At 43.4% G+C, this 19,517-nt stretch carries 14 protein-coding genes and 1 tRNA gene; 1 reads left to right on the top strand and 14 read right to left on the bottom strand.

The annotated features are described in order from the left end of the window. Positions 1–318: 318 nt before the first annotated feature. The 12 genes from B5F18_RS10770 to B5F18_RS10715 form a co-directional block, all read right to left on the bottom strand. Positions 319–1,095 carry a ZIP family metal transporter gene (locus tag B5F18_RS10770; RefSeq protein ID WP_087157667.1) on the bottom strand — a complete coding sequence of 259 codons (777 nt, stop codon included), beginning with the start codon at positions 1,093–1,095 and terminating at the stop codon, positions 319–321. 27 nt (positions 1,096–1,122) lie between these two features. Continuing rightward, positions 1,123–1,866: a pyruvate formate-lyase-activating protein gene (gene pflA / locus B5F18_RS10765; protein WP_330394165.1), complete on the bottom strand. Its 744-nt coding sequence runs from the start codon at positions 1,864–1,866 to the stop codon at positions 1,123–1,125. Further along, positions 1,856–2,101 (bottom strand): autonomous glycyl radical cofactor GrcA3, encoded by a 246-nt coding sequence (gene grcA3 / locus B5F18_RS10760; RefSeq protein ID WP_204217114.1) that lies wholly within the window; start codon positions 2,099–2,101, stop codon positions 1,856–1,858. Before grcA3 ends, pflA begins: the two co-directional genes overlap by 11 nt. Positions 2,102–2,171: 70 nt before the next feature. After that, complete coding sequence (gene pflB / locus B5F18_RS10755; RefSeq protein WP_087157664.1) at positions 2,172–4,256, bottom strand: formate C-acetyltransferase; 2,085 nt, start codon at positions 4,254–4,256, stop codon at positions 2,172–2,174. Between the two features lie 232 nt (positions 4,257–4,488). Beyond that, a complete protein-coding gene (locus B5F18_RS10750) occupies positions 4,489–5,436 on the bottom strand; it encodes an ABC transporter ATP-binding protein (RefSeq protein WP_087157663.1) in 948 nt (315 codons plus the stop codon). Continuing rightward, positions 5,408–6,436: an ABC transporter ATP-binding protein gene (locus tag B5F18_RS10745; protein ID WP_204217113.1), complete on the bottom strand. Its 1,029-nt coding sequence runs from the start codon at positions 6,434–6,436 to the stop codon at positions 5,408–5,410. The genes B5F18_RS10750 and B5F18_RS10745 overlap by 29 nt, the downstream gene beginning before the upstream one ends. Further along, on the bottom strand, positions 6,436–7,332 hold the full coding sequence (locus tag B5F18_RS10740; protein ID WP_087157661.1) for an ABC transporter permease: 897 nt from the start codon (positions 7,330–7,332) through the stop codon (positions 6,436–6,438). The genes B5F18_RS10745 and B5F18_RS10740 overlap by 1 nt, the downstream gene beginning before the upstream one ends. 11 nt (positions 7,333–7,343) lie before the next feature. After that, positions 7,344–8,294, bottom strand: coding sequence for an ABC transporter permease (locus tag B5F18_RS10735; RefSeq protein WP_087157660.1), 951 nt, complete (start codon positions 8,292–8,294; stop codon positions 7,344–7,346). 67 nt (positions 8,295–8,361) lie between these two features. Then, the gene (locus B5F18_RS10730) at positions 8,362–9,927 is read right to left on the bottom strand and encodes an ABC transporter substrate-binding protein (protein ID WP_087157659.1); all 1,566 of its coding nucleotides are present in this window, start codon (positions 9,925–9,927) and stop codon (positions 8,362–8,364) included. Positions 9,928–10,129: 202 nt separating this feature from the next. After that, the gene (gene nagA / locus B5F18_RS10725) at positions 10,130–11,263 is read right to left on the bottom strand and encodes an N-acetylglucosamine-6-phosphate deacetylase (protein ID WP_087157658.1); all 1,134 of its coding nucleotides are present in this window, start codon (positions 11,261–11,263) and stop codon (positions 10,130–10,132) included. A 162-nt stretch (positions 11,264–11,425) separates the two neighbouring features. Continuing rightward, positions 11,426–11,989, bottom strand: a complete 564-nt coding sequence (locus B5F18_RS10720; RefSeq protein ID WP_087157657.1) for a chromate transporter — start codon at positions 11,987–11,989, stop codon at positions 11,426–11,428. Next, positions 11,986–12,549: a chromate transporter gene (locus B5F18_RS10715; protein WP_087157656.1), complete on the bottom strand. Its 564-nt coding sequence runs from the start codon at positions 12,547–12,549 to the stop codon at positions 11,986–11,988. Before B5F18_RS10715 ends, B5F18_RS10720 begins: the two co-directional genes overlap by 4 nt. Before the next feature lie 110 nt (positions 12,550–12,659). Here B5F18_RS10715 and B5F18_RS10710 point away from each other — a divergent pair, with 110 nt between their 5' ends. Next, complete coding sequence (locus tag B5F18_RS10710) at positions 12,660–13,553, top strand: LysR family transcriptional regulator (RefSeq protein WP_087157655.1); 894 nt, start codon at positions 12,660–12,662, stop codon at positions 13,551–13,553. Between the two features lie 79 nt (positions 13,554–13,632). Here B5F18_RS10710 and B5F18_RS10705 read toward each other — a convergent pair. Both B5F18_RS10705 and B5F18_RS10700 read right to left on the bottom strand, forming a co-directional pair. Further along, positions 13,633–13,704 (bottom strand) — tRNA-Arg (locus tag B5F18_RS10705). 101 nt (positions 13,705–13,805) lie between these two features. Beyond that, positions 13,806–19,388, bottom strand: coding sequence for a sugar-binding domain-containing protein (locus B5F18_RS10700; RefSeq protein ID WP_204217111.1), 5,583 nt, complete (start codon positions 19,386–19,388; stop codon positions 13,806–13,808). Between the last annotated feature and the right edge of the window lie 129 nt (positions 19,389–19,517).

Here is a 19,517-nt window from a genome sequence, read left to right as displayed (position 1 = left end):
AAATCTAACCATCGTCCTATTGTCATGTCCATTCCCCTGTTGATTTAACATGTGTTCGATCGGCAGGGATTCTTTTTCCCCTTATCCAAAATCGAAATTTCCTATAAAAGAACAAAGTGGGCAAGCCCACTTCACCTCCCCCTCCCCACACTCATGAGGGGCTTGACACTTTGCGCGCCGCCGCAATACCGCAGAGCGGTAAACTTCCTTATTGCGGCGTGCGCATCCTCCCGGAGGGTTTTGTTCTATAGGAAATCGAAATTTCCTATAGAACAAAGAAAGAGATTGCAGTCTTACAATTCTGCAATCTCTTATCTATCATCCAAGCGCCACGTCCAGAGTCATCATGATGATAAACCCTACCGCAAAGCCAATGGTTCCAATATTACTGTGCTCTCCTTCCGCTGTCTCTGGAATCAGTTCCTCCACAACCACATACATCATCGCACCTGCAGCAAATGAAAGCAGATATGGGAGTACCGGCTCTATCTTAGATGCCAGCAGGATTGTAAGACCAGCTCCCACAGGCTCCACTACACCAGAAAGCGTACCGTATACAAATGCTCTCATCCTGCTGATCCCAGCGTCTTTGAGCGGCATGGAGATGATGGCTCCCTCAGGAAAATTTTGAATGGCGATTCCTACGGCCAAGGCAAACGCCCCTGCCAGGGTAATATTCTGGTTATCCGAAATCATACCCGCGAACACAACGCCAACAGCCATTCCTTCCGGAAGATTGTGGAGTGTGACGGCAAACAAAAGCATTGTCGTCTTTCTCCAGTGCGCTTTTATCCCCTCAGGCCCATTGTGATCCAAGTGAAGGTGAGGCACCAGTTTATCCATGAGAAGAAGAAATAAAATTCCAAGAGCAAATCCTGCAGCTGCCGGGATAAATGCCAATTTTCCCATCCCTGCTGCCATGTCCATGGATGGAATCAGCAAGGACCACACGGATGCTGCGATCATCACTCCGGACGCAAAACCAAGCAAGGCCTTTCTCACCTGTGCTTTCATATCTTTTCTCATAAAAAACACACAGGCTGAACCCAGTGTCGTTCCAACAAGGGGAATCATGATTCCCAAGAATACATTCATATGCCTCCTCCTCTATTGCCGCGCCTGTTAGCTGCGTTCTCGCTTTATCACTTCCAATATGATTTCTTTTGCCTTTTTTGCCTCCTGTTTATCCATACTCTCCACACCCTTGAGCGGATATTCCATTCCAAGCCTTTCGTATTTAGAAATACCCATAGTATGGTACGGCAATACTTCCAAACCGCACAAATTTTTAAATTTTGCGATCAAATGGCCCAAAGTTTCCAGTTCTTCCCTGTTGTCCGTGATACCAGGCACGACCACATGACGGATGACCATAGGAATCCCTGCTTTTTCCAGTGCTCCTGCAAATGCAAGCACAGGCTCCTGCGGCTGCCCGGTAAGCTCTTTGTGGCCTTTTGGAAGGCTGTGTTTGATATCCAGGAGTACCAGATCCAAATAGCGGAACAATTCCTCAAACTGTTCCTTTTTCTCCTCACGGTACGTAATCCCGGACGTATCCAGACATGTGTGGATTCCCTTTTCCTTTGCAGCCTTAAACAATTCTGTTAAAAATTCCATCTGCAAAAGAGGCTCCCCTCCCGTGGCTGTGATTCCGCCTTTTTTATAAAAATTTTTATTTTTGTCGTACTCTTTTAGGATCTCCTCCACGCTCATTTCCTGGCCTTCGTGCACTTTCCACGTATCCGGGTTGTGGCAGTATTTACACCTCATCGGACATCCCTGAAAAAAGACGACAAAACGAATTCCGGGACCGTCAACGGTCCCGAAACTCTCTAATGAATGTATATATCCAGTTTTAGATTTCATCATGGAATGTTCTTGAGATAACTTCATCCTGCTGCTCTTTTGTGAGCTTGTTGAAGTTAACCGCATATCCGGATACACGAACAGTCAGCTGTGGATATTTTTCAGGATGAGCCTGAGCATCCAGCAAAGTCTCTTTTGTGAATACGTTTACATTCAGATGATGGCCGCCCTTTTCCGCGTATCCATCCAACAATCCTACTAAGTTATCAATCTGGCTTTCGCTAATATTCATAATAAAATACCTCCTTGCACTTATTCTTTTATATACTCCGGCCGGATAATTCCCGACCGGGTAACATCAAATCTTATTTATCCTCGTCTACTGTGAGGTTTGGCTCGCAGCAAGCGCAGTCCGGTTCCAGCTCAAATGTGATTCCATCGAACATTACTGCATCGTCTTTTCCAAGCGCTCCAGGGATGATGGAGAATGTATTGGAAATACCATCCTGTGCATCCTTGAATGGAAGTTTGGAAACAGAGCTCAAAGATGCAACTGCTCCGTGGGAATCTCTTCTGTGCATTGGGTTAGCGCCCGGTGCAAAAGGTTCTCCGCCCTTTCTTCCATCAGGTGTGGAACCTGTGTTCTTACCATATACAACATTAGATGTAATAGTAAGAATAGAAGTTGTCGGGATACCTCCGCGGTATGTGTGGTTTCCTTTTACATATGACATGAAGTCATGCACGATATCGTAAGCAATGTTGTCTACACGGTCATCATCATTTCCATATTTCGGGAAGTCACCCTCAACCTGGTAATCTACAACGATTCCATTTTCATCACGTACTGTTTTTACTTTCGCGTATTTGATAGCGGACAGAGAGTCAGCTACTACGGAAAGTCCTGCAATACCTGTAGCAAACCAACGTGTCACATCTTTGTCATGAAGAGCCATCTGAAGTCTCTCATAGCAGTATTTATCATGCATATAGTGGATGATGTTCAAAGCGTTTACGTAAACTTGCGCAAGCCATTTCATCATGTCTTTGAATTTATCCATTACTTCATCATAGTCAAGATATTCGGATGTGATCGGACGGTATTTTGGTCCTACCTGTTTCTTGCTGATCTCATCCACACCACCGTTGATAGCGTAAAGCAGACATTTTGCAAGGTTTGCCCTTGCTCCGAAGAATTGCATCTCTTTACCGACTCTCATGGAAGATACACAGCATGCGATCGCATAGTCATCACCGTGTGTCACTCTCATCAGATCATCGTTCTCATACTGAATGGAAGAGGACTCAATGGATGTCTTTGCACAGAAACGTTTGAAGTTTTCCGGAAGTCTTGTAGACCACAATACTGTAAGGTTCGGCTCCGGAGCTGTTCCTAAGTTTTTCAGTGTATGAAGGTAACGGTAGGACATCTTTGTAACCAGTGTACGTCCGTCGATTCCCATACCACCGATGGATTCTGTCACCCATGTAGGGTCTCCGGAGAACAGTGCATTGTATTCCGGTGTTCTTGCAAATTTTACAAGGCGCAGTTTCATGATGAAGTGGTCAATGAATTCCTGAATCTGTTCCTCTGTAAATGTTCCGTTCTTTAAGTCACGCTCTGCGTAGATATCAAGGAATGTAGAAGTACGTCCAAGAGACATCGCAGCACCATTCTGTTCTTTTACTGCTGCAAGATATCCGAAGTATGTCCACTGGATCGCTTCCTGTACGTTTGTAGCTGGTTTTGAAATATCATATCCGTAGATCTTTCCAAGTTCTTTTAATTCTTTGAGCGCTTTGATCTGCTCGGAGAGCTCTTCTCTTTGTCTTGTCACATCAGAGTACATGATTGTTCTTGTTGTATCTTTCTGATGTTGTTTGTCCTCGATCAGTCTGTCAACACCATAAAGAGCAACTCTTCTGTAATCCCCGATGATACGTCCACGTCCGTATGCATCCGGAAGACCTGTGATGATATGGCTGGAACGGCACGCTCTCATCTCCGGTGTATATGCATCAAACACACCATCATTGTGTGTTTTTCTGTGTTTTGTAAAGAATTCAACGACCTGAGGGTCTACCTGATATCCATTCTCTTCACATGCCTTCATAGCCATTCTGATACCGCCGTATGGCTGAAGAGAACGTTTGAATGGTTTATCTGTCTGGAAACCAACGATTTTCTCTTTGTCTTTGTTCAGATATCCTGGTCCATGGGAAGTGATCGTGGAGATGATCTTTGTATCCATGTCAAGCACTCCGCCTTTTTCACGTTCCTCTTTATTCAATTCCATAACCTGTGCCCACAAATCTTTTGTATCTTCTGTAGGGTCTGCAAGGAAGGAGTCGTCTCCTTCGTATGGTGTGTAGTTCTTCTGGATGAAATCTCTTACATTAATCTCTTTTTCCCAGATTCCACCTTTAAAAGATGTCCATTCTTCTCTCATTTTGTCCTCCTTAAAAATACCTTACTTTTGTTATATATTTCTTTGCTGACTCAATTATATGTATTTGTTAAATAATAGTCAATAACAGTCCACGATGTATTTTGAAAAATACATTCCAGACTATTAGCAGTTCCTAACTATGTGTTCAGCATATCATTTTTCCCTTGTAAAATCAACGCATCCTCCAAAATTCTTTGTACTTAATCAAATACAATCTTAATAATAGTTATTATTATTTAGCATAGTGACATGCAACTTTATGCCCACTTTCCACCTCTCTAAGCTCCGGTACTTCCTTTCTGCATTTTTCATCCGCATTTGGACATCTTTTACAAAATGCACATCCCAAAAACATCTCGTTTCGCTTTTGCTGCTCCCCAACAAGCTTTTCAAAATCTTTCTTTTTCATATAAGGATCCGGCACGGACGCAAACAATGCTTTTGTATACGGATGCAGCGGATTTTCAAATAGGTTTTCTGTCTTGGCCTCCTCCACGAGTGTTCCAAGATACATCACTCCTATTCTATCGGAAATAAACCGGACAACACCAATGTCATGAGAAATAAAAAGCAAACTAAGATGCATCTCTTTTTTCAGCTTTACCAGCATATTTAATATCTGCGCCTGGATGGATACGTCCAGCGCAGACACCGGCTCATCACAGACAATCAGCTTTGGCTTTACAATAAGAGCTCCTGCAATCCCCAGTCTTTGCACCTGTCCTCCTGATAGTTCATGTGGAAACCGAAAATAATGTTCTTCCAAAAGCCCCACTCTTGTCAGCATGTCCATAACCGTTTCCCTTCGCTTTGCACTGTTCTTTATTCCATGCACGAGAAGAATCTCTTCCAGGATATCTCCGATACGCTTTCTTGGATTTAATGCAGATAATGAATTTTGAAACACCATCTGCAATTCTTTCCTGAAAGGACGGAATTCTTTTTCTTTCAATAAGCATAAATTTTTTCCCCTGTAGGAAACAGAACCGCCGTCTGCCTTCTCAAGCCCCAACATCACCCGGCCGGTCGTAGTTTTGCCGCATCCTGATTCCCCGACAAGTCCGTAGGTCTCCCCCTCTTCGATATAAAAAGAAAGATTATTAACAGCATACAAATATTCTTTTTTGCGCACAGAATAAATTTTTCTTAAATTATTTACTTCGATCAAATGCGTACTCATCATTCATCTTTCCTTTCTGGTTTTGGCAGTCTGCATATTTCCAGCATTTCACCCTATGTCCTGATTCTGCTTCCACCTCAGGCGGTGACATGGTTTTGCATCTTTCATCCGCCTGTTTACATCTCGTACAGAAATGGCACCCGGCAGGAATATCAGAAAGAGACGGAACCGTTCCCTCGATCGTGGGCAGAAGTTTCTCCCTTGAAACACGCAGATGCGGAATGCAATTTAAAAGTCCCCTTGTGTAAGGATGTAAAGGGTTGGCAAAGATTTCTTCTGTCTTTGCCTCCTCCACAATCTGTCCAAGATACATCACTTTCACGCTGTGGCAAAGATTGGAGACCACTCCCATATCATGAGTGATAAACAACACAGACATATTTAATCTTTTGTTCCATTCACGTATCAGGTATAAAATCTGCTCCTGAATCGTCACATCCAGCGCAGTTGTCGGTTCATCGGCAATTAGTATTTTGGGCTCACATAAAAGAGCCATTGCGATCATCACTCTCTGCTGCATTCCCCCAGAAAGCTCAAATGGATACGAAACCATACATCCTTTTGGATCAGGAATTCCTGTAAGGCCAAGTATACGGATACTCTCCTCTCTTGCCTGCTGTTTCGACATATTCCGGTGAAGCTTTAATACTTCGCACATCTGTGTTTCAACTGTATGCACAGGACTTAAAGAGTTCAAAGGATCCTGAAAAATAGTCGAAATTTTATTTCCACGAATCTTTCTCATGTCCTTTAAAGGCATTGACAATAAATTTTCCTTTTCAAATAAAATTTGTCCTTCATAGCGCACCTGGCTGTCGTGCTCTCTCAATCTTAAAATACTCTGAGACATTACACTTTTCCCAGATCCTGATTCTCCTACAATGCCTACAATTTCCCCCGGGTATATCTTAAGATTTACATGATCCACAGCTGGAATCCATTTTTTTCGTGTTTTAAACAACACGCTCAAATCCTTGATTTCCAGTATTGATTCTTCCATCATTTCCTTCGTCCTCCTTTCACCTTTGGGTCCATAAAATCTCTAAGTCCATCCCCAAAAAGGTTGAGACTGAGCACACAGAGAATAACCGCAGCTCCCGGAAAAATCATTGTCCATGGCGCTCTGGAAAAGACCAGTTTACTCGCCTCCAGCATATTTCCCCAGCTAGCCGCCGGAGCCGGAATTCCAGCTCCCAGAAAACTTAAAGAAGCCTCAGAAATAATGGCCTGTGCAAAAATAAAAGATGCCTGCACTGTGAGTGGAGAAATCACGCCCGGCAATATCAGTTTCCATAAAATACGAAAGTTACTAAATCCCTGCACTTTCGCTGCCTCTACATAAGGCTGTTTTCGAATCACCATGGCACTTGCCCTGATCGTCCTTGCTACACTTGGCGTATACACAAGTGTCAATGCAACAACCACATTCCAGCTGGAAGTTCCAAGGGCTGCTATCAGCGCAATCGCAAGAAGGATTCCTGGTATGGCTATCAGCCCGTCACAAATGCGCATCAAAATCTGATCCAGCACTTTAAAATAACTTGCATAAATTCCAATCACAATTCCCAAAATACTAGAAAAAGCGGCCACACATCCACCAACCCATAAAGAGACTCTGGCACCGTACATAACCCGTATAAACAGATCTCTCCCAAACTCATCTGTTCCAAACAAATGATCTCCACTTGGAGCAAGAAGTCTTTTTGACACCTCCATGGCATTTGGATCTATACTGCTGCATGCAGGCACAACAATGGCCAGTATTAAAATTATCAAAAATCCGGCAGCGCCAATAATGATCGCAGGGCTTGCAAACAGCCTCTCTTTTCTAAACTCCCGCTGCTCTTTTAAAATGACTGCACTGACCGCAGAAGTATGTTTTCTTGTTAACTGCATTATTCTTCCTCCTACTTCCGTCCCGGCTGAAGTCTTGGGTCTACAAAGCCGTACAAAATGTCCACCACAAGATTGACACAAACATACACCAGTGTGACAAAGAGCACTACGCCCTGAATCACAAATACATCTCTTCGGTTGATAGCAGTCAGTGTCAGCATACCAAGCCCTGGAATATTAAATAAAGTCTCCGTCACAATCGTCCCTGCTATCAGACTTCCAAAAGATTGTCCGACTGCTGTCAGGATAACAGGCGCCCCATTTTTTAATCCATACTTCAAAACCACCTTGCTCTCTTTTAATCCTTTTGCCCTTGCGGTTTGTATAAAATTTTTATAGAGTGTTTCCAGAAGAGAGGAACGGATCATTCTTGTAAGATAAGCTGCCTGCACGATCCCAAGAGATAATGCCGGCACAAAAAGATACCTTAAATGCTCCAAAAGACCTTCTTCCAAGCCCACATATCCTGCCACTGGAAACCAATGGTGATATACACTGAAAAACAACATCAAAAACATACTGAGCAGGAATCCCGGCAGCGCTGCCCCTGCCAAAGATGCGGATACCGCTGTCACATCCAGCACACTGCCTCTTCTGTAAGCCGCCAAAATACCAAGAGGTACGGAAAATACAAGTGCGAAAATCTGTGCCAAAACAGCCAGGCTTATTGTCGGAGGAAAATATTCCGCTATTGCCTGCAACACAGACTGGCGCAGAAAATAGGATTGTCCCCACTCTCCATGCAGAACATTTATAAACCAGTCCGCATACTGTGTGAAAAAAGGTCTTTCAAATCCAAGCTCTGTATTCAATTTATGAATCTGCTCCGGCGTGGCCTCAAGTCCAAGCAGTGCACTCGCCGGGCCCCCTGGAATCAGGTAGACGACAAGAAACACAACAAAGGATACAACAAGAAGAACCGGAATCAAAGATAAAATACGTTTCGCAATATAGGTTAACATTCATGTACTCCTTTCTGAAAAAACGGCGGAATGCACTTGCATCCGCCGTTTCCCCGGTAATTCATTATTATTCTGCGGCACTTGCACCCCAGTAAATCTGAAAACGCAGATAATCTGTTCCTTCTACGTTTTTATTCATGGCGCTCACACCAGTATAGTGTCCGAGCACAGTAGCTGCACCGTTTTCATACAAAAATGTCTGCAGCTTTGCCCATTCATTTGCTGCCTCTTCTTCTGTCGCTGCTGCACGTATCGCAGCAATGCCTTCTGCTACTTCTGGACTATTTAAGCCTGCCCATCCGCTATCCAGCACTGACAACTGAATCGGAAGCATGTTGTAGGTGTTGCTTGTGATAAACATATCAAACTGCTTTGGGTCTGCACGGTGTTCCATAAAGGTACTGAAGTCATAACTTTCCACCTCCGCATTAAAACCAGCCTTCTTTAACTGTTCCTGCACAACAAGTGTCGCATTGTACATTTCCGCATAGTCCGGCGTTGTTACAAGCACGATTTTTTCGTTGTTGTATCCCGCCTCTTTGAGAAGACTCTTTGCCTTTTCTGTGTCTTTTTGATTGTAGTACTCTTTTCCTGCGTCTGTTCCCCACTGCGCATCCGTCGGATCCATCCAGCTGGCATTCAATTCATAAAGCTCTGGATTTCCATAACTCGCCAGCAAAATATCATCGCAGTTCAGGGCTGCCAGAGCCGCCTGTCGGATTTTCTCGTTCGCCATAATCCCTTCTGTTGTATCCAGGAAAAGATTGAGCGTTCCTCCGCGGTCCACATTTAACGTTAACGCAGGATCTTTTGCCAGCTCCTCATAGTTATCCAGCGGAATCTCTTCTGCAATATCATATTGACCGCTTTGTACACCTGCGATACGGGTAGCCGCATCAGTTACAACATCAAAATAAAGCTCTTTTGTGACCGCTTTCTTTTCCCCGGCAAGGCCGCTTGCCTCCCCCTCGGAAGGTTGGTATTCATCATAGCTTTCCAGTTTTACATACTGATCTTGTTTCCACTCAGAAACTTTATAAGGACCTGTGCCAATATACTCTTTGATTCCTTCTGCTGTCGCTGTATCCACGACTTCTTTTGGATAGATGGCAGCAAACTGAATCGGTCCTGCCAATATCATAATGATATCAGATGCCGGCTGATTTACCGTCAACTTTACGGTATGATCATCCACTTTTTCAAAACTGGAACCACCGATCAACGTGTTTGCTTTTGCAGAAACTTCTATCCAGCGATTCATGGAAGCTACTACATCATCTGCCGTCATCTCTTTCCCATTGTGGAATTTTACACCTTGACGGAGTTTAATCGTATACTCCTTCCCATCCTCACTCATGTTATAGGACTCTGCAAGAACCGGTGTTGGCTCATAGTTTTTATTCATTGCAAACAATGGTTCATATACATGGACTCCAATCTCACCCACAATGTTGGAATTCACAGACTGAGGATCCAGGGATGGCGGATTTGCAGAGATTGCTATATGCATACTTTCTTTTTTCTTTGTTTCCTCACCTTTTGTCTCCTTCCCAGAGCCACCGCTGCAGCCTGCCAACAGCAGTACCATACACATCAGCAACGCCACAATACGTGAACATGACTTTCTTTTCATTTTATTCCTCCTTCATATTTTCATATCTTTTAGTATTCTTATTTTCAGCCTAGTCCATAATATCGTTCTGTTCTTAAATTGTCCAATTTATAATCCTAATATATTTATTATGTTTTTCTATCACATCGACGCCATTTATTATGACATGGAAAAAGAGGACACCTCATTCCGAGAATGTCCCCTTTTCTATCAGCTACAACTTTTACTCTGCCTTAGCGATCTCGCCCATGCTGATGGTCATTTTCAATTCATAGTCACTGTCCAGAACAACGAAGTCCGCATCCTTGCCGGCCATGATCTTTCCTTTCTGAGTAAGCCCAAACTCTTCTGCCTGATTGACGGAACTCATTTTCACTGCCTCTTCCACATTTGCTCCTGTAAACTTCATGATATTCTGGAATGCATGAATGTAACTCAACACACTTCCTGCGATTGTACCGTCCTCCAATCTTGCAGTGCCGTCCTTGACATATACGACCTGCCCTCCAAGTTCGCTTTTTCCTTCCGGCATCCCTTTCGCACGCATAGAATCTGTGATCAGCTCAATCCCATCGCTGCCTTTTACTTTGTAGGCAAGAGAAACCATCTGCGGTTTGATGTGGATGCCGTCGCAGATCATCTCTGCCTTCACACCGTCTGTCAGAAGTCCGTATCCTGTCACTCCAGGCTCCCTGTGATTCAACCCTCTCTGCGCATTATACAAATGTGTGACATGGCTTGCTTTGCTTGCCAGCAGCTGATTGTAAACTGCACAGGAATGTCCTGCACTTGGCACGATCCCGTTTGCAAGACACCAGTCCTCAAATTCCGGGGATGCCTCTTCCGGAGCATAAGTCACAACTTTGATCAGTCCCCCACTCAATTCATTCCAATGTGCCAAAGCTTTTTCATCTGGTTTTTTGATAAAGGATGCATTCTGCGCTCCTTTATACTGCACGGAAACAAAAGGTCCTTCTACATGAATTCCCTGGATGACCGGATTCTTCATGGCAGCTGCTTTGATATTTTTCATCGCCTGCTCAATATTTTCGTAAGTCTGTGTCATGGTTGTACAAAAATAGGAAGTGATACCTTCTTTTGCCGTCATCTGTCTTACCATCCAGTCGATCTCTTCCGGTGACGCATCCATACTGTCAAATCCATATCCTCCGTGACTGTGTACATCGATAAATCCTGGTACAACACAGCATCCTTCTGTCTCTACCTCTTCATCATCTTCTCTTGGCACAAAGTTTCTCATCTCATCTACTTCCGCGATCCTTTTGTCATAACGGATGTATCCATGTTCAATTTTTCCTTTTCCTGTGTAAATGGTTTTGTCTTTTAATAATTTCATAATTTTTATATGGGGATGCTGTAAGGTTTCACAAATCTTTTTTCAAATTCACGTCTCCCCTTTGACACTCCTTTCCTGCGCATTTCTATATTTCTCATGATAGTACGTTTAATTTGCAGTGTCAAATCATTTGTCCTGTTTCTTTGTGCGCTCATCCGCATTTTATGCCCCTATCATGGCAGCTGCCAATTTCATGACTCCTGCCAGCAGCATGACAACGATGGGATTTAATTTCCCTTTTTGAAGCAGTATAAAACAAACAATAAAGATCGCAACCATGATCCAGTTTGTGCCGATAAATGTAATTACTGCATCATTCCCCCAAAAAGCAGTGACAAGGATGGAAATTCCTGCAGATGCGATCATTGCCACAACTGCGGGCCTAAGGGTAGCCAGCACTCCCTGCAGCACATCCATATTCCGATACTTTAAATAAAACTTTGCAATCAAAGTAACAATAAGACAGGACGGCAAAATGCATCCGGCTGTGGCGATAATCGCTCCTGGAATGCCTGCTATTTTGATTCCGACAAAAGTAGCAGAATTGACTGCAATAGGTCCGGGAGTCATTTGAGAAATCGTGATCAAATCAGTAAACTCTGCCATACTCAGCCACTTATGTGCAGTTACAATCTGACCTTGTATCAACGGCATAGCCGCATATCCTCCTCCAAAGCTAAATAATCCGATTTGCAGGAAACTAAAAAACAATTGTAAATAAATCATTTAGCTCTCCTCCTTAGCCAAATTGTTTTGATGATTCCAATCACAATACAGATCAAAACTACATAGATCACATTGATTTCAAAAAAGCAGGTTGCCACAAAAGAGACAAGCATGATCACAATCGAGGAAAACTGTTTTCCCTGAATGATACCTGCGGCCATTTCATAGACAACCGCTGCGATAACAGCTCCTACCCCAGCCTGCATTCCTTCCAGCAGCTGACTGATGATGAAATTATTGCGGAATGCGTTGTAGCAAACCGAAATAATGGAAATGATCAAAAACGGGGGGATGATGGTCGCTATGATGGCAGTCAGGGCCCCTGTCATACCGGCAAGTTTATACCCGACAACAATAGCTCCATTGACAGCGATCGCACCTGGTGAAGACTGGGCGATCGCGATCAGATCCAGCATTTCATCTTCCTCGATCCAATGGTATTCATCCACAAATTTTTTCTTCATCAGTGTTACAATGACATATCCTCCGCCAAATGTGAAAGCACTTAGATATAAGGTTGAAATAAATATTTTTAATAATGTTTCTTTTTTACTCCTCACAATATCTCCTCCTTTATGGTTGAGTATAATCTATCTTGACTAATAAGAAAAATAGTATTATTTTATTATTATCATAGCTAAATTCTTATATAATATTTTGAGGTATACACATGACACTTCGACATATGAAAATATTTGTGGCCGTGTTCCGGCATAGTAATATTACAAAAGCTGCCGCGGAACTCCATATTGCACAGCCTTCCGTCAGTTTTGCCATAAAAGAACTGGAAGATTATTACGGTGTAAGACTGTTTGAAAGAATAGGCAGGCGTATCTGTCCTTCCGAATGCGGAAAAGAATTTTTTGGCTACGCACTGCACATTGTTTCCCTTTTTGAAGACATGGAAAAAAAGATTAAAAACTGGGATACTCTTGGCACTCTGCGCATTGGCACAAGCATCACGATCGGAACTCATATCCTTCCTGTATTGATCAGACAATATCAGACTCAATATCCTGACCTTAAGATAGAGGCAGTGGTCAGCAATTCCAGTGATATAGAACAAAAAATTTTGGACAACTCTATCGACATTGGCCTGATAGAAACTGCACCTGAACATTTGGATGTGCACTCAGTTTCTTTTATGCACGATACCATGTGCGCCATTGTGCCCTGCAGCCATCCTTTGGCAAAACAGGCCTCTGTGACACTTTCTCAATTGGCAGACTATCCGTTTTTAATGAGAGAAAAAGGCAGTGCCGGACGGGAGCTTTTAGATGCATGCTTTGCTCTCCAGCAATTATCTGTCCAGCCTCTGCTGGAAAGCTCCAGTACACAGGCAATTGTAAAAGGAGTGGCAGAGGGACTTGGAGTTGCCGTGCTGCCCTATCTACTTGTACAAAGAGATGTCCGGGAAAACATTGTCACAATGCTGTCTTTAAAAAATTCATTACAAAGGGAGTTGCATATCATTTATCACAAAAGCAAATTTCTCACACCCAATATGAATGCCTTTATCACACTTTGTAAAAATTATGGTATAGAAATGCAAAAATCTGATTGATAGATATTGTTTATGATTCAGAACAGTAAAAAGCCGAAAGTGTCTGCAGTTGTTTGCAGGCACTTTCGGCTTTTATCAACGTTCCCTGCGAGAATCGAACTCACAACTAGCGCTTAGGAGGCGCTTGTTATATCCATTTAACTAAGGGAACAAAGCTAACGGTGCTATTATACTATATTTCACATATGTTGACAAGATGCATTTCAAAAAATAGCGGAGCTGCCAAAGGCAGCCCCGCCCATTTTGAACCTATTAGTTTCTCTTTCTTCTGAAGACCACAACCGCTGCTGCTCCTGCTGCAAGCATCGCTGCCGCTGCTCCTGCTGCGTTTGCTGTATCTCCTGTCTTTGCAGATTTCTGTGAAGATGTTTTTGCTGCATCGCTTGTGGATGTATCTTTTACATCTTTCTGATTGTCTGTTCCTGCTGCATTTGCAACTTTGTCGGAAGTGCCAGCTTTGTCTGCATCATTTGCTGTGTTCTTATCTTCTGTATTCACTGCTGCCACTTTATCGATAGCTGCCTGCAGCGTATCTACTGCTGTTGTTACTTCTTCCTCTGTTGCCTGCTCATTTTCATATACGCTCTTTGCATCTGCAAGTGCTGTGCGGAACATCTCTGCATCTGCTTTTGCTACATTTGCAAGACTTACCGTCTCTGCTGATGCGATCAATGCCTCAAGTGCATCTTTGCTTGGTTTCAGTCTTAACTCGCTCATTACCTGTAAAAGATTTCTCCATGCAGTGTTCACTTCATCCTGCATTGCATCGCCATCTGCATTGACTTCATTTGCAGCTGCCAGAGCATCTGTAAACGCTTTTTGTCCTTCTTCCAGGTATTTTGTCAGGTCAAGTGTTGACGCCATATCAATAACTTTCTGCAAGTCTTCTTTGTTGCCCTGTTTAAAGGACAGATACTGCATGATATTGATCAGGTCTTTCCATGTCTGGTCAACCATTTCCTGTGTCAAAGTCTCATCGCCTGCTGCTGCCCTGTCAAGGATATTCTGCGCCTCTTGTTTCAAAGCCTCGAATCTTTCCACTACAGATGTGATAACACCTGTTGTATCTGCATCTTTTGCAAGTCCAAGTGCATATTCCAAAACTGCTGTGGAGATATCTCCTGATGGCTCAGGATCTTCTGCTGCTTTGATTTCAAAGTCTACGCGGATTGTTCCTGAATATTTCTGAATACCTTTCACAACTGCTGTTGCAGTTCCGTAAGCAATGTTGTTTTCATAAGAAACAACATAGTCGATACCGTTTCTCAATGCTGCGCCGTCCTTTGTAAGGATAACGTCCGGTGTTGCCGGATGATCTGCATCCACGATATCTGTGATAACCGGATTCGGATCTACCTCTGCCTGGATATTGTTTGCCTCGTCAGAGATGTCTATCGTCTCTTTAGCCATGCGGACACGCATTTCTGCTGCACTCATGAATTTATTGTTTCCGGAATCGCCAAATGTAGAAAGACCTGTCAGTCTTACATATTTTGCAGTTACAGGTTCATTAAATACTGCAAGTTTCCATCCTGCTGTATTTTCCCATGTACCTTTGGATACCTCTGTCCATGTCGCATTGTCTGTGCTGACTTCCACTTTGTAATCGCCTACATGTCCATTGATGCTGCCATCTCTTCCGTAGTAGCGAAGTGCATCCAGTTTTGTCTCTTCATCTAATTCCAGAGTGATCCAGAATTTATCTTTTCCCGGGAGCGTGCTCCAGTTTGTATGCCACAATGTTGTATAGTTCTTGTCCAATACATTGGATGCCGGACCTTCTACAGTTCCCGGATGCTCGCTTCCTGCTGTTGCAGTCAGTTTTTCTACCGGATAATCCCTGCTGTCGTCAGCCGGATTTTCTGTCTCCTCTGCGCCCAGATTGATCGTAAATACATTTTGTGTATTGTGATCTTCTGATTCAAGGATCAGTTTTACTGCTCCTTCATAAGCTGGAAGAACAGTTACGGATGCATTGTCTTTTGTCTGCGCCTCTACATTTTCCACACGTGTTGCAGGTGTATTGTAAACCCCTGCATCCAATGCGTTCTGGGAAACTTCCGTTCCATCCACAACAAGTTTTGACAACTCTGCCGTTGTATTTGTTGTGAAAGAACCTGTTGCCTCATAAATCTGCACTTCTGTGATTCCTGTACAAGGTTTCTTTCCGCCTGAAAGAACCTCGTCTTTATTTGTCACACAAATCTTTATGAAAGTTGCAGTTACAGGTGTAAATTCATATGTATATTCCTTTACTCTTCCATTTTCAGCGCCGATTGTTTCCTTTGCATCAACCTTTACCCAGCTATCCTCAGCTCCTGTATCAGATACATAGATTTCTGTTGTTCCTGCATCCGGATATCTAGCTGATGCAGAATCTTTCCAGAAGAAAATATCCATCTGGCCAATTCTCTGCTGTGTTGCATATTCAAATGTAATCTCTGCCTTGTTGTGTCCTTCCTGTGAGTACTGCCAGTTACTCCAAGCGCTTTCATTTGGCCCTCCGTCCATATTGTCATCGATTTCTGTGCTGCCGTCCACGATAGCATTCAGAGTATCAGACTGTGACTCCGCCGGGATGTTCTGTGTCAAATTCATGACACTTGGTGCAACATTGTTTCCGATGGTGATCGTCTCTTCCTGAACACGGACTGTTGCTGTCACTTTTACAGCCTGTCCGAGAACATTTGCTGTTCCATTGATCGTTACGATTCCCTCTTCATTGTAAACGCTATCGTCCGGCAGCTGCCAATCCACTGTAAAGGATGCGCTTAAGACCTGTCCGTCCGGCATAACTGCTGGTCTGGAATCAGGAAGTACCGGAGCGTTTCCAACGCGAGTTGTCGTAGAATAATTTAATAAAGCTCCAACATCATCGATCATATTGATTGTAACAGATACACTGTATCCGTCCTCTGTCGTACCATTTACTTTAAATGTGCCGACTTTTAAGATCAGATCCTCTGCTATTGTATCCCATGTCACTTTTGTTTTTCCTGTAGAACCGTCCGTGTAATTGACATCGATTTCCGCTGGAAGTTGTGGCATGTTGTTTGTTTTTACATAGTAATTCTTTGCCATTTTAAAACTGTCAACAGCTTTTTCCGGAACTGTGCCTTCCTCAGACTGTTTAGTCGTGATCTCTACAACATCTGTTGTAAGACCGTCAGCTGTAGCAGTTACTTTGATATCTCCAGCCTTATCCGTAGCCTGTACGATAGCCAGTACTTTACCGCTGAATGCACATCTGTTGTCAAGCAGATAAGATTCGTGATCTGACTGTTTACCGTTGTCAACGCCTACCAGTTTTCCTTCACCTTCCACTGTAAACTTCACACGGTTAGCAGCATCAGGAACAATATTTCCTTCTTCATCTGTTACATCAACAGTAATGTATGCCAAATCTTTTCCATCAGCCGTAATTTCCGTGCGGTCTGCATAAGCATCCAGTCTTGCCTCATCGCCTGTTGTTGTCACAAAATTACGTCCTTCTGTATTTTCGATCACATCACCGTTTTCATCGTAAGCAACTGCTTCAAGTGTTCCATCCTCATAAGGAACATTCCATGTCAGATACATGTTTTTATGCTGTGTTGCGGATGCACCTTGACCTTCATAAATCTGATAGGTATAGCCCGCACCTGTTTCCTTTGTTGTGAATTCTTTCTTTCCAAGAGAAGTTCTTGTTCCATCTTCGTCAACAAAGAATAACTCCACTGCTTTTGCATCGGAATATACAACTACAGGAACCTTTCCGCTTCCATCTTTGTATACCACATCTTCATTCCAAGCAGGAAGGATATGCAGTGTATTTACATCATCATTCCACTGGCTCTGATAGAAATAATAGGTATCTTTCGGGAATCCTGCTGTATCTACGATACCAAAGTAGGAGTTCTTTGGCCAGTTAGAGGTCTGTCCTCCCGGGCCTGTACCATTCCAAGGTGTAGGTTCGCCAATATAGTCAAAGCCTGTCCACACATATTCGCCGGCAACATAATCTCTTTGAATCACGGTATACCATGCATCGCTTGCCAAAGCGCCCCATCCTACACAGGAATTATCATAAGAAGTAAGATTTCCGTCCGATGTCTGGGAACCACCATTGATTCTGTTATAAATACCACGGCTGTTAATAGATGACGCTGTCTCAGATCCGTACATCTTCCAGTCAGGATACTGTGAATGCCAGCTGTCAAGCTGACCTCCATTACAGTAGTTAAATCCTACTGTTCCGCCTGCTGCGTCCAGAGATGCTCCAATCTTATGCGCCTCTGTCCAATTTGCTTTCTGCTTGTTATCACCAGTTGTGATAGCTCTTGTATCATCGATATCTTTTGCCCAATTGATCAGCTGCTGGGCAACTGCCGGATAATCAGTAAATGGACCGCTGACCCCTTCCATGACCTCATTGCCGAGAGACCACATAATAATGGATGGATCGTTTTGACCTCTTTCGATCATGGCCGCCAGATCGAACTGAGCCCATGTCATATTTTTTTCAGCCCCAATGATCTGATTGTCATCGGCAATCACTTCATTAAACCATTTTGCATAGTCCTGTGTATTTCCGTTCTTTGCCTGGAACCAGCCATCAAAAGCTTCGTCAATAACAAGGATTCCGTGCTCATTGCAGGCTTCGATCAGTTCATCTGCCGCCGGGTTATGTGTCACACGGATGGAATTACATCCCATCTCTTTTAAGATTTCTACCTGACGCTCAATTGCACGTGCATTTGCCTCGGCACCAAGCGCACCCTGATCATGATGCATGCACACACCTTTCAGTTTTACGTTCTGTCCGTTGAGGGAAAATCCTGTACTGCTGTCAAAGTTAAAGTAACGGAATCCATACTCTGTATCATAAGTATCTACAACTGCCCCGTCTACCTTTACTTCTGTGCGCACAGTATAAAGAGCCGGGTTGTCTGTACTCCAAAGCTCTGGATTCTGAGCCTGAAGGACTGCAGTGATATCCGCACTCTGACCAGCAGCCACTTCCTTTGAGTCAGTTGTAACCGTACCAATATTCTCCTCTACATCAGCGCCTTTCTTAAACACTGTATGTGTCAGAGTAACCTTCTGTACATTATCAGAGTCATTTGCCACCGTTGTCCGGATATCCATATCCACTGCGCCGCCTGCCTGTGATTCCAGATTGTTTGTCTCAATCTTTGTTCCATTTAAATCCACATGGACAGGATCTGTGATCGTTAGATCCACACTTCTGTAAATTCCGCTTCCCGAATACCATCTGCTCGATGGAGTCTTATGATCTACCTTTACTGCAATAGTATTCTCTTCCCCGAAATTCACATAATCTGTAATATCAAACGAAAAACCTGTATATCCGTAAGGATGCGTTCCTAACTCCTGTCCGTTCACCCAGACAGTGGAATTCATATAAACACCGCCAAAATCAATGCGTACTCGTTTTCCTTCCATGTTTTTCGGAACAGTAAAATTCTTCCTGTACCATCCCGTACCACCCGGAAGATATCCGCTTTCTGCCTCCATGGATTTGGAATATTCCTGTTCAATACTGTAATCGTGAGGCAGATCTACATTTCTCCATTTGGAATCATCAAATCCCGGTTCCTGAGCACTGCCTGCATCACCAAGATAAAACTTCCAGTTGCTGTCAAAGTTCTGGCTTCTCTGCTCACCATTATAACTATTGACATACACAACCTCAGGTTCTGAACTCATCTGATTTTCAGAATCTGACATTACTTTTACGAGCGTGTCACTTGCCAGTACATTTACCGGTACGGCACATCCTGCTGCCAGAACAACCGCCATGAGACTCGCCGCTGTCTTTTTCATTTTCTTCATAAATTTCCTCCATATGATTATTTAGTGTTACCAAGCTGCAAATATGAATTTTCCCTCCTTTCATGCTTAGTTTCTAATCTTTTTTCCCAATACGTTTAGGGGTATTGCAAATTCTGCATTATATTCTGC

This window comes from Lachnoclostridium sp. An181, from assembly GCF_002160325.1.
Taxonomy (GTDB): domain Bacteria; phylum Bacillota; class Clostridia; order Lachnospirales; family Lachnospiraceae; genus An181.
Note: the sequence above shows the minus strand (reverse complement) of the source record. Positions and strands in the feature narration are given on the sequence as shown.

Bases quoted from the DNA above. Each gene is read 5' to 3' on its own strand.
- pflA (WP_330394165.1), bottom strand. From the start codon at position 1,866: ATGAAATCTAAAACTGGATATATACATTCATTAGAGAGTTTCGGGACC.
- B5F18_RS10730 (WP_087157659.1), bottom strand. From the start codon at position 9,927: ATGAAAAGAAAGTCATGTTCACGTATTGTGGCGTTGCTGATGTGTATG.
- B5F18_RS10735 (WP_087157660.1), bottom strand. From the start codon at position 8,294: ATGTTAACCTATATTGCGAAACGTATTTTATCTTTGATTCCGGTTCTT.
- B5F18_RS10750 (WP_087157663.1), bottom strand. From the start codon at position 5,436: ATGAGTACGCATTTGATCGAAGTAAATAATTTAAGAAAAATTTATTCT.
- B5F18_RS10745 (WP_204217113.1), bottom strand. From the start codon at position 6,436: ATGGAAGAATCAATACTGGAAATCAAGGATTTGAGCGTGTTGTTTAAA.
- B5F18_RS10700 (WP_204217111.1), bottom strand. From the start codon at position 19,388: ATGAAGAAAATGAAAAAGACAGCGGCGAGTCTCATGGCGGTTGTTCTG.
- B5F18_RS10710 (WP_087157655.1), top strand. From the start codon at position 12,660: ATGACACTTCGACATATGAAAATATTTGTGGCCGTGTTCCGGCATAGT.
- pflB (WP_087157664.1), bottom strand. From the start codon at position 4,256: ATGAGAGAAGAATGGACATCTTTTAAAGGTGGAATCTGGGAAAAAGAG.
- B5F18_RS10740 (WP_087157661.1), bottom strand. From the start codon at position 7,332: ATGCAGTTAACAAGAAAACATACTTCTGCGGTCAGTGCAGTCATTTTA.
- nagA (WP_087157658.1), bottom strand. From the start codon at position 11,263: ATGAAATTATTAAAAGACAAAACCATTTACACAGGAAAAGGAAAAATT.
- B5F18_RS10770 (WP_087157667.1), bottom strand. From the start codon at position 1,095: ATGAATGTATTCTTGGGAATCATGATTCCCCTTGTTGGAACGACACTG.
- B5F18_RS10720 (WP_087157657.1), bottom strand. From the start codon at position 11,989: ATGATTTATTTACAATTGTTTTTTAGTTTCCTGCAAATCGGATTATTT.